12 protein-coding genes are annotated in these 7,036 nt (G+C 35.3%); all 12 read left to right on the top strand.

Annotated features, from left to right (window positions below; translation table 11 throughout):
- The first annotated feature begins 687 nt into the window (after positions 1–687).
- Positions 688–855, top strand: coding sequence for a hypothetical protein (locus V4538_17380; protein MES2382823.1), 168 nt, complete (start codon positions 688–690; stop codon positions 853–855).
- 6 nt (positions 856–861) lie between these two features.
- Complete coding sequence (locus tag V4538_17375; GenBank protein ID MES2382822.1) at positions 862–1,200, top strand: hypothetical protein; 339 nt, start codon at positions 862–864, stop codon at positions 1,198–1,200.
- Between the two features lie 33 nt (positions 1,201–1,233).
- Positions 1,234–1,455: a hypothetical protein gene (locus tag V4538_17370; protein MES2382821.1), complete on the top strand. Its 222-nt coding sequence runs from the start codon at positions 1,234–1,236 to the stop codon at positions 1,453–1,455.
- A 9-nt stretch (positions 1,456–1,464) separates the two neighbouring features.
- A complete protein-coding gene (locus V4538_17365; protein ID MES2382820.1) occupies positions 1,465–1,683 on the top strand; it encodes a hypothetical protein in 219 nt (72 codons plus the stop codon).
- A 23-nt stretch (positions 1,684–1,706) separates the two neighbouring features.
- The gene (locus tag V4538_17360) at positions 1,707–1,988 is read left to right on the top strand and encodes a hypothetical protein (protein ID MES2382819.1); all 282 of its coding nucleotides are present in this window, start codon (positions 1,707–1,709) and stop codon (positions 1,986–1,988) included.
- Between the two features lie 6 nt (positions 1,989–1,994).
- Positions 1,995–2,285, top strand: a complete 291-nt coding sequence (locus V4538_17355; GenBank protein MES2382818.1) for a hypothetical protein — start codon at positions 1,995–1,997, stop codon at positions 2,283–2,285.
- Positions 2,286–2,538: 253 nt separating this feature from the next.
- On the top strand, positions 2,539–2,976 hold the full coding sequence (locus V4538_17350) for a hypothetical protein (protein MES2382817.1): 438 nt from the start codon (positions 2,539–2,541) through the stop codon (positions 2,974–2,976).
- 4 nt (positions 2,977–2,980) lie between these two features.
- On the top strand, positions 2,981–3,334 hold the full coding sequence (locus V4538_17345) for a hypothetical protein (protein ID MES2382816.1): 354 nt from the start codon (positions 2,981–2,983) through the stop codon (positions 3,332–3,334).
- Position 3,335: 1 nt separating this feature from the next.
- Entirely contained in the window at positions 3,336–4,085 is a 750-nt protein-coding gene (locus V4538_17340; protein ID MES2382815.1) for a hypothetical protein, read from the top strand.
- Entirely contained in the window at positions 4,085–4,270 is a 186-nt protein-coding gene (locus V4538_17335) for a hypothetical protein (protein ID MES2382814.1), read from the top strand. Before V4538_17340 ends, V4538_17335 begins: the two co-directional genes overlap by 1 nt.
- Before the next feature lie 116 nt (positions 4,271–4,386).
- Entirely contained in the window at positions 4,387–5,409 is a 1,023-nt protein-coding gene (locus V4538_17330) for an IS1595 family transposase (protein ID MES2382813.1), read from the top strand.
- A gap of 188 nt (positions 5,410–5,597) precedes the next feature.
- A complete protein-coding gene (locus V4538_17325) occupies positions 5,598–6,482 on the top strand; it encodes a hypothetical protein (GenBank protein ID MES2382812.1) in 885 nt (294 codons plus the stop codon).
- Positions 6,483–7,036: the final 554 nt, after the last annotated feature.

Here is a 7,036-nt window from a genome sequence, read left to right as displayed (position 1 = left end):
TATCCTCACCCTCTCCTACAATACCCCTGTAAGCTCATTAGCTGCCCAAATAGCCCATTTATCCCATTCAAAGGTATAAACACAAGGCAATACCCAATAACAGCCAAATAACGCAACAATACAGCTTTACAATATCAGTGTGCAGGATCACAGGCCCAATACAAACCAGTGTTAACCGGCAATTAGTTTAAATCTCAATCGAAATTCCAATAACCGATATGCCAGCCTTGTTTTAAGTTCAATTCCGCCCGTTAGCAACAGCCCAGGCAAGTCAGGCGTGAATGTAAGCACAGATAGTTTTAAACCATTTCCCCGTTAAACCAGTATTGATTTGAGTTTAATTATAGGCTACAAACCTGAAAATTAAATCGGATGCCACCGGGCAACAGGTTTTCAATAACCGCAGGACGGCATTGGCTTGCAGGAACGGGGGGTGGTTTCGGTAAGCGTCTTTATGGAAAGTACCTGTTTTTATATAGGTAGCGGAGTTTGGGGTAAGCGGTTACGGGGATTTTATTAAATTTTAGATTGACCCTACCCGTTTGCCTATTGAGGTTTTATTTTAGGTGGAGTACCTGTTCTGTTGGTAAGTACCTTTAAAAAAATAATAGTTAGTACTGTAGTGTGTTTCAGAGGATTTGTAAAATATTATTTGGTAGTATGAAAGTAGAAAAGTAGCTTTGTGTTATGAGTAAAACAATTAAAATACCCAACAGCGCACATCAGGAACTTAAAAGGTTCATTGCCGATAACCCAAATCAAACAATGGAAGATATGGCAGGAGTGGCTATAATTTCCTATCTGAAAGAAATGGGGCATAAGTTCCTTAAACCAAAACAATCATATAAAAAATAATCAATTATGCCAAATTTAGCATCGGTAAGAAGCAATTTGAACTTTGCGGTGAACTACGAAAACGGGCATCTCGTTCCTACTGTAGAAGTAATACTACTTGTTCAAAAACCAACATATACGCAAAATAAAAAAGGCGATGTAGTAAAAACTGTTGGCTTACAGGAATTAAGATTTGATACTTCTCTTAATGGTGTTAATGCGCTTATCGGAGAGTTACAAGCTATGTTAGCCAATTTGAACAACTATGACCAACTTGCCGCAAGTATCAACCATGTAATAAAAGGAAAGCAAGAGTTCGATACAGCAGCCGAAGAAAAACTAAAGCCAAAGAACCAAACCAAGTAAGCTATCTAATCACTTTTTTAAAAATAATAATTTATGACTATTGAGACTAAATTTAATATTGGTGATGAAATTCATTTTATAGAAAACAAAAAGGCTTGTTCATCCAAAATACGTGGTATTAAAATAGAAGTGGTTAGCAATGTTATAATATTGACAACATACTTGTGTAATAAGGACGAAGAAAGTAATGTTAATTGTAAAGTAGAGGCTCAAAACGCATTTGCATCAAAAGCAGAACTTCTTAAATCACTTTAAAGTTTTTTTATGATTTACGTATGTACAAATGCAAGGTTTTTCTTTTGGAATGGCATAGATAAAATGTTTACTGTGGAGTTTAATTACGGAGTGGCTACATGGTATATATTTAAAGATGAACAAACAAGCGGAGCTATTTTTTATAAAAAGGTTTTAGTCGCCAAATCCAAAACCCCTAATAGAGATTTAGCAAAAGAAATTCTTGATGAATATTTACAAACACTTTAAAATAAACACCTACTACCCACATCATGCAACCTACATCTAAAGAAGATATACTGAAAGATTTACCTTATGCGTATGATGGTATGCTTGGCAAAGAAGTTACCTTAAGTGAACGGATGTTTATGTTTAAAGATATAAACGAAGCAATGGATATTTGGGCAAACCAACAAGCAATATCATTTGCTGAATTTATTTTGGCAGACTACGATACACATGAAAATAATTTTTGGCAACATTCAGATACTTATGAAGTGTACACCACAGAACAACTTTACAATCTATTTATACAATCAACAACAACAAAATAAAAAACAATGGAACATGTAAAACCAATATGTGTAATATACTTTCCTGACCTTTTTGAGGCTCAAAACAGGCAGTGGATATATGAATACATGAGATACCTTAATGGGGAACAATCGGATGGTAGTAATAAATGGGATGATAGGAAAGATTATTGGAGTAATTATTATTGGTTCTGTTTTTACAAGCAGGATATTACCGAGCCTGAATTAAAAGTATTCCATCCAAAGGACTTTACCGATATACAGTTTCAGGAATTAAAGGACATGGTATTAACTGAACTTGAAAAAATAAACCAATGATAGATATAACATCATATACAGAAAGGCTACGTGCATTGAATGATTATATGTGGTATTGGATATGTTGGCAACAATGCAAAAGGAACATATTTGAAATTTACAATGAAACAGGAGTTTTAATGAGTTCATCAGAACCGTTTTATCCTTTCTGTGTATGGCTTTATTATCATGGGCATAATTATAACATTGAAGATTATACGCAAAACGCTTGAAACCCAATCCCAACAAAGCACTACTATAAACAACTAATACAATGGACAAGAAAATATATACCAAAGAAGAATACGATAATGCCACATCATTTATAGGTAAGAAAGTATGGTACTTTTTAAAGATGCCGTTACCGCAAGTAACAGATGCACAAGCCTATACTGTCCACCCACAGGTATCAGTTAAATTAGGCAGTACAACTATAACAGGCGTTAAGGCTGATGTAAAGAAAATATCAAACGGTGACGGGACTATTGATGAATATACAGGACTTAATTTCATTTTAAAAAATCCGTATTACATAAAACCAGATGAACCGGAAGAAGGCGCAATGGGATTTCCTGAATCAACAGTAAATAGTTGGAAGGAGTGGAACTTTGCTTATTTAACTTTAAATCAATGGTTTTTTGAAACGAAAGAAAAGGCTTTAGAATCAATAGGAGAAAGCACTTCAATGTATTACGACTACCTAAAAAAATAAAAACATGAATATAGACAGAATAAAAATAAGTCAGGAAATAAACTTCAACGGTATGCCTACATGGATAGGGTTGGAGGCAAGTATTTTGCCTGATGAAAATGAGAAAGACAGCCTTCGCCAGCTTCAAAAGGTAATTACAGAGTACCAAACAGAAGAACAACAGGCTTACAGTAAGAGTAAGTGGGCTAAGAAGGATGAACCTGAAATTAAATTGTCCAAAGAAGAAAGGCAAAAGGCTGAAATATCAGGTTGTACCGATAAAACAGTACTGGAAAGCTACCGGCTAATAGTCAAAAAGTACCCAAACCTACAAGCTACATACGATGAAACAATGGATAAAATACTAAAAACTGCATAATATGGATTTCTCAAAAGTAAAATTCAGGGCTTCATCATGGGGCAACCTGTTAACCGAACCTGTTACCAAAGCCGATAAAGAATCCGGTAAGCTATCAATAACCTGCCAAAAGGAATTGATTAAGATTTACAACAGGGTAATGTATGGAAGGAAGAAAGATATTACCACAAAGCAAATGGACAAAGGCATCCAGGCAGAGGATAGCAGCATAAGCCTATTGGGAAGGGTTGAGGGTGAAATATTTTTTAAGAACGAAGAACCAATAGAAAATGAATGGTTCACAGGGCATCCTGATTTGTTGTTAATGGATAAAGATGGTAATATTTCAGAATGTTACGACATTAAAACTTCGTGGGAAATTGACACATTTATGCCCAAGTTGATTGAAGAACCTGACAAAGGATATATTGCCCAATTAAACGTGTACTACGAACTGACAGGGGCTAAGTCAGGGGCTATTGCTTACTGTTTAGTATCAGCACCCATGAATATTGTAGAAGCTGAAAAAAGAAGCCTGTTATTTAAGATGAATGTAGCCACAGAATTTGCACCAGAGTACCTAAAAGCATGTGAAGAACTGGAAAAACTTATGATCTACGAAGATATTGATTACCGAGAGCGTGTAATTGTCCAAAAAGTACCAAAATATGAAGAATTAATCCAAAAAATGAAGGACAAAGTACCAGTACTTCGCCAATGGCTGCAAGATTTTCATACAAAGCACATGAACCTTTACCCAAAAGAAAAATAATGGCTACAAAAGAAATAACTCCGAAGCAATATGCCGAATATTTAGGGTGTACTACACAGAATGTAAGTAAGCATTTAAGAAAAGGGAATATGCAGTTTTTGCCAGATGTAAAATCAGTTAAAAAGTATAGCAGATTTTATTTGCTTATTGTGAGAGAAAATCTAAAGGTGATGGAGGATAAATAAAAACACTTTTATAGTAGAGAAGGTACGTAATTAGTAGTTAAATGGACAAATTAATTTATCCACATTTAACCGGTTAAATAATATAGATACCATAATACGTTTTAGAGTATAAAGATATGACAGTTTTTCAATTCTACAAAACTTTTGATACAGAACAAAAATGCTGCGACTATCTTGTTAAAGTAAGGTGGCCTGATGGTATAAAGTGTCCGCATTGCAAACATGAAAAGTATTATTTAACAAATGGAGTTTCAAGACAAGGTAGGGAGACTAAAAAGGAAATAGCATACCAGCAATATAAATGCGCAAACAGTAAGTGCCACAAAAAATTTACTGTTACTACAGGCACTATATTTCATGGTTGCAAAATGCCCCTTTGGCAGTTTTTCTTTATGATTTTCACATCGGTAATCAATAAAAAAAACATATCATCTTATCAACAAGGCGTAAGTTTAGGACTTGCCCAAAAAAATGTTTGGTTTATGATGTCCAAAATAAGGATGCTGTGTTTCCAAGATGAAAATTTGAAATTTGAAGGGGAGATAGAAGTGGATGAGGCTTTTTTAGCAGCAGGTAAATTCGGTACATGGCGTAAGCACGCAACCAACAGAAAAATTCCAGTATTAGGTATATTGCAAAGGGGAGGGAATATTGTTATTAAGGTAATACCAAACAGGTTTAAAAAAACAGTTCAGGATATAATATTAAAACACGTAGAATGCGGGTCACGATTATTTACTGATTCGGCAGCCTGTTATTTTAATATGGATAGCTATTATTTACATGAAACTATTAATCATAGAGCTGGCGAATATGTACGTGGTGATGTTTATACTAATGGGATAGAATGTGCATGGGCTCATTTAAAAAAAGCAATAAATGGAACGCACCATAGTGTCAGCATCCTGCATTTACAAAGGTATTGCGATGAATTTGCATACAGATGGAATAATAGAAATTTATCTCCAATGGATAAGTTCAATGATTTACTTAAAAGAGGGTGCAACTGCAAGCCGATTAGTAACGAGAAAACAAAAATGGATGTTAAAAAGAGACTTAAACTTAAATACACTACGGAAGTATTTGCGGCTATGCCAAAAATTGAAAGTAACAACAAATCTTTTTTGAAAATAAAATAAATAAGTACTAATTTTACATCCACATTATTGAAGTAGAAAGCAATGATGATACATAACAACAAAATTCCAGTCCTTAGGGAATGGTTTCGGTCTAAAGCAAACCCACGGCTCGACATCTGATAAATGATGATAACACTCCAAGCGGTTGCTTTACTTTCTACCCGAAGCCACTTTCTAAGGATTTTTTTATGAAAAAATTTAATAGATACAGAGTAAACGCCTCCGAATTACCTGATTTAATGACTAAGGAGCAAGGGAACACACCGCCAACAGAGAAAGAAACGGATGAGTTCTTTAAAATTATCCAAAAAGACATGGTTGATATTACCGAAAGGCAGAAAGGTATAATCATGGACGTAATATCAAAGACTGCTAATTACGATGACAATAGCTTTTCGGCAACTATGAAAAAGTTGATGTACAAGCACTATGCTTACTCACAGTACAAAATAAGCAAAGTGAGTGTATCCAGTGAAAAGCCAATGCAGCTTGACAAAGGAGAAATATCAGAACCGGCTGCTATCAAATTATTGAGCTTGGCTGATGGGGTTGAATATAAAAAGAACGATAAATTATTTTCAAATCCATTCTTTAAAGGTATCCCAGACATTGTTGTTTATGATAACGAAAAAATAGTTGGTGTAAAGGACATTAAAGCACCACTCGATTTCATAGAATATTTGGAGCGTGTTGATGGAGATTTACTAAAAGATGATTCTTGGGAAATGAGGGCATACCTTGATATTCTAAATTTAAGAAGTGGCGAAATATGCTACTGCTTAGTAAACATGCCTGATGAACTTAAAGATAAAATACTTTCGGAACATACAGACCGGCTTACTTTAAAAGGATACACAGCAGATCATGTTAAAAAATTAGTGAAGCAAATTGAGAAGTCAATGGTTTACGACTATATCCCTGATAATCTAAAAATAAGGAGATTTACTGTAGAAAGAAAAAGTTGGTTCACGAAACAGGCTCATTCAAGAGTTAAGCTGTTAAGGCAAAAAATGAACAGATTACACGATAAATTTATAAATCCTGTAACTTTGGTAGAAATACCAGAGCAATAAAGAACAGGTACGTACTAAATATTACCCCTCAAACGTTTGTCAGAGCAAATACTTCTGACCGGATTTTCTTTCGCATTCCCCGTGAGCAGCTTCGTCCACCCGGACTAAAAAGATTAAAGCGGCTTGAACGGTATAATGAATATAAACTTGACTTAGCCGCCGAAGCAAAGCGGCTAAGATTTAACCTACCAGAACAGGGGGCGCATATTACATTCTACATTCCCGTCCCGAAGTCTTGGCCTAAATACAAGAAGGCTAACAAACACCTTTCCCTACACGACAGCACTCCCGATGTTGATAATTGCTGCAAGGCGATGATGGACAGCTTACTTTCCGAAGATAAGCACATAGCAGACCTACGCATAACTAAGAGATGGATAAATGCGGATAAGGGCTATATAGACGTTTTAATCGCACTCCCAGAGTTCCCAAGTAAGGATACGTTGGTATAATTATCTGCCAGCCAAAGGCTTCGTAGGCGGTTCTGTGCGTATTGTAACTCACATCAGTGAAAAATTTTTGAGACTTTGGCGCGCAGGTTTACCAAGAGTCAA

This window comes from Bacteroidota bacterium (assembly GCA_040388375.1).
Lineage (GTDB): Bacteria > Bacteroidota > Bacteroidia > UKL13-3 > UKL13-3 > JAAFJM01.
This window is presented reverse-complemented; position numbering and strand designations above follow the sequence as displayed.

What these genes read in the sequence shown, in the direction of transcription:
- V4538_17380 (MES2382823.1), top strand. Translation starts at nt 688, where the DNA reads ATGAGTAAAACAATTAAAATACCCAACAGCGCACATCAGGAACTTAAA.
- V4538_17375 (MES2382822.1), top strand. Translation starts at nt 862, where the DNA reads ATGCCAAATTTAGCATCGGTAAGAAGCAATTTGAACTTTGCGGTGAAC.
- V4538_17370 (MES2382821.1), top strand. Translation starts at nt 1,234, where the DNA reads ATGACTATTGAGACTAAATTTAATATTGGTGATGAAATTCATTTTATA.
- V4538_17365 (MES2382820.1), top strand. Translation starts at nt 1,465, where the DNA reads ATGATTTACGTATGTACAAATGCAAGGTTTTTCTTTTGGAATGGCATA.
- V4538_17360 (MES2382819.1), top strand. Translation starts at nt 1,707, where the DNA reads ATGCAACCTACATCTAAAGAAGATATACTGAAAGATTTACCTTATGCG.
- V4538_17355 (MES2382818.1), top strand. Translation starts at nt 1,995, where the DNA reads ATGGAACATGTAAAACCAATATGTGTAATATACTTTCCTGACCTTTTT.
- V4538_17350 (MES2382817.1), top strand. Translation starts at nt 2,539, where the DNA reads ATGGACAAGAAAATATATACCAAAGAAGAATACGATAATGCCACATCA.
- V4538_17345 (MES2382816.1), top strand. Translation starts at nt 2,981, where the DNA reads ATGAATATAGACAGAATAAAAATAAGTCAGGAAATAAACTTCAACGGT.
- V4538_17340 (MES2382815.1), top strand. Translation starts at nt 3,336, where the DNA reads ATGGATTTCTCAAAAGTAAAATTCAGGGCTTCATCATGGGGCAACCTG.
- V4538_17335 (MES2382814.1), top strand. Translation starts at nt 4,085, where the DNA reads ATGGCTACAAAAGAAATAACTCCGAAGCAATATGCCGAATATTTAGGG.
- V4538_17330 (MES2382813.1), top strand. Translation starts at nt 4,387, where the DNA reads ATGACAGTTTTTCAATTCTACAAAACTTTTGATACAGAACAAAAATGC.
- V4538_17325 (MES2382812.1), top strand. Translation starts at nt 5,598, where the DNA reads ATGAAAAAATTTAATAGATACAGAGTAAACGCCTCCGAATTACCTGAT.